This is a genomic window from Mucilaginibacter sp. (assembly GCF_039207105.1).
Classification (GTDB): domain Bacteria; phylum Bacteroidota; class Bacteroidia; order Sphingobacteriales; family Sphingobacteriaceae; genus Mucilaginibacter.
The window spans coordinates 52,276-55,454 of the sequence record NZ_JBCECK010000023.1; the positions used below are offsets into that span (position 1 = coordinate 52,276).

The following is a 3,179-nucleotide window of genomic DNA, read 5'->3' on the forward strand; positions in this document are numbered from 1 at the left end:
GCAACAGCCAGCATTAAAAAAACAGAGGTACGGGCCAGTAACATTTGCCCTTGCGAGTAAACGCTGATCAATAAAGCGCCGCAGGCTACAAATACAAGGAAAAAACCATAATATAGTAAGCGTATCCGGGCCTGGTCAAGAAAGGATTGCTCCTTAGAGAGTATTTTATATATCGAGAAATTAAAGAAACTTACCTTGTCACGCATATTCAAACAACAAGCATTTATTCAGGCAAAACTTAGGCTACGGTATACCGTAGCCTAAGTTTTGCCTGCCGCCTGTAATAAATATGGTATGCAATTAATCAGCCAAAGCGGTAAGGTTTTCTTCAAGTATGGCTAATTTGGCTTCGGCATCAGCTCTTTTTTTCTGCTCAATATCAATTACCTCCGGCTTAGCATTAGCCATAAAGCGCTCATTATTAAGCTTTGCGTTTACCGATTTTAAAAAGCCCAGCAAATATTCCTTCTCTTTTTCTAACCGTGCACGCTCGGCAACCGGATCCACATTTTCGCTTAGCGGAACATAAAATTCATCGGTTGAGGCGATAAAATTGATAGCACCGTTTAACTTATCATTAACTAAGCTAAATGTGCCAATATTGGCCAGTTTAGTTATTATGGGTTCATATTGTTGATAAGGCAAGCCTGAGTTTGCTTTTACCGCAAGATCAAGTGATTCCTTAGGCGAAATTTGTTTCGTATTACGAATATTTCTAATTTGGGCGATAATGATTTTTACTATCTCTAAGTGGTTCAGTATCTGTGCATTTATTTCCCCAATATTTGGCAATTGCGCAACAATACAGCAGTCTTTTTCGGCACGTTTGCCAAAAAGTTCGTCATGCCATAACTCCTCAGACAGGAACGGCATAAACGGATGCAATACCTTTAAAATATTTTCAAAATATTGAATAGTTATATCATAAGTTGCTTTATCAATAGGATGCTGATAAGCAGGTTTGATCATTTCCAGGTACCAGGCACAAAAGTCGTCCCATACCAGCTTATAGGTGGCCATAAGCGCTTCAGATAGCTTGTATTGGGCAAAGTCGGCTTCAATTTCCGTCAATGCCTGATTAAAGCGATTACCGAACCATTCAATGGCTATCTGGTTAGGATTTGCCAGGCTTTCGTCAACCTCCCAGCCTTTGATCAGCTTAAAGGCATTCCATATTTTATTGGCAAAATTACGACCCTGCTCACAATAGCTTTCATCAAACATCAAATCGTTACCGGCCGGCGAGCAAAGCAGCATACCTACCCTAACACCATCAGCACCATATTTTTCTATCAGATCAAGCGGATCGGGCGAGTTACCCAATGATTTCGACATTTTACGGCCCAGCTTATCCCTCACAATACCGGTAAGATAAACGTTTGTAAACGGCGCTTTTCCTCTAAACTCATGTCCGGCCATGATCATCCTGGCTACCCAGAAAAATAAAATTTCGGGAGCAGTTACCAGATCATTAGTTGGATAGTAATAGTTGATATCGGCATTATCCGGATCTTTAAATCCGTCAAATACAGATATTGGCCATAACCATGATGAAAACCAGGTATCAACTACGTCTTCATCCTGTCTTAAATCTGCTGTAGTAAGCTCTTGGTTCTGAGTTTTGAGTTTTGCCTCAACCAATGCCTCATCAATATTCTTAGCGATAACAAACTCACCGTTTGGTAAATACCAGGCCGGTATTTGTTGTCCCCACCAAAGCTGGCGACTGATATTCCAGTCCCTAACGTTCTCCATCCAGTGGCGATAGGTATTTACAAACTTATCGGGTATCAGGTTTACCTCGCCGTTCAATACATAATCAAGGGCAGGTTTAGCCATTTCGGCCATTTTACAAAACCATTGCATAGAAAGCTTTGGCTCAATAACTGCGTCGGTACGTTCCGAAAACCCGATCTGCGATTTATAATCCTCCACCTTGGCCAACACGCCTGCTTCTTCCAGCAATACAGCGATCTTTTTACGGGCCGTAAAACGGTCAACACCCACTAATATCTCGGCTTTTTCGTTCAGGGTGCCATCATCATTTAAAATATCAATAACCGGTAGGTTGTGCTTTTGACCCAATTCATAATCGTTCAGATCATGCGCCGGGGTAACTTTTAAACAACCGGTACCAAAATCCATTGTTACGTACTCATCCAGGATAACCGGAATTTCACGGTTAATCAGCGGAATAAATACCTTTTTACCGTGCAGGTGCAGGTAACGCTCATCATTAGGGTTAATACAGATAGCTGCATCGGCCATAATGGTTTCCGGGCGGGTGGTGGCGATAGTTAGAAAGGTGCGGGGTGCGGAGTTTCCGGTCGCGTTCTCATCCGCTCCCCTCTCCTCGCTTTGCGCAACCTCATAATTTATATAATAAAGCTTCTGATTAACTTCTTTGCGGATAACCTCCTCGTCAGAAACCGCGGTTTTACCCTGCGGATCCCAGTTGATCATGCGGATACCGCGATAGATCCAACCTTTTTTATACAAATGAATGAAGGTATCTATTACAGCTTCAGACAGGTCTTCGTCCATCGTAAAGCGGGTACGGTCCCAATCGCATGAGGCGCCTAATTTTTTAAGCTGCTCCAGGATAATGCCGCCGTATTTCTCTTTCCACTCCCAGGCATAAGCTAAAAATTCAGGGCGGGTAAGGTCTTTTTTATTGATACCACGCTCTTTAAGCATGGCTACAACCTTAGCTTCGGTTGCAATACTGGCATGGTCTGTTCCCGGAACCCAGCAGGCGTTTTTGCCCTTCATACGGGCACGACGCACCAGTACATCCTGTATGGTATTGTTCAACATATGGCCCATATGCAAAACCCCGGTAACATTTGGCGGCGGAATAACTATAGTGTAAGGTTCGCGCTCATCAGGTACCGATTTAAAAAAATCGTGCTTTAACCAGTAACTGTACCACTTTTCTTCGGTTTCTTTAGGCAAATATGTTTTAGAAATACTCATAATGCGCAAAAATAAGTATTTAGACCATTGATTTAGGTGATTTTTTTGATTCCGTTGATTTTTTGCCTAACCATGATTTATAGGATTGAATGAAAAACCCATAAATTAAATTCTAATTCCCAAAATGAAATTCTAAAAACTAAATTCTAAATCCTAACTTGAACGGCATTTTCACTCACCACTCACCACTCACCACTCACCAC

At 42.0% G+C, this 3,179-nt stretch carries 2 protein-coding genes; both read right to left on the reverse strand.

Annotation, left to right across the window (positions count from 1 at the left end; genetic code table 11):
- Positions 1-206 (reverse strand): hypothetical protein (locus tag AAGC65_RS07185; RefSeq protein WP_343111749.1); only part of this gene is annotated, 206 nt, incomplete at its 3' end.
- Between the two features lie 94 nt (positions 207-300).
- Positions 301-2,976 (reverse strand): valine--tRNA ligase, encoded by a 2,676-nt coding sequence (locus tag AAGC65_RS07190; RefSeq protein WP_343111750.1) that lies wholly within the window; start codon positions 2,974-2,976, stop codon positions 301-303.
- Positions 2,977-3,179: the final 203 nt, after the last annotated feature.

Bases quoted from the DNA above. Each gene is read 5' to 3' on its own strand.
- AAGC65_RS07190 (WP_343111750.1), bottom strand. From the start codon at position 2,976: ATGAGTATTTCTAAAACATATTTGCCTAAAGAAACCGAAGAAAAGTGG.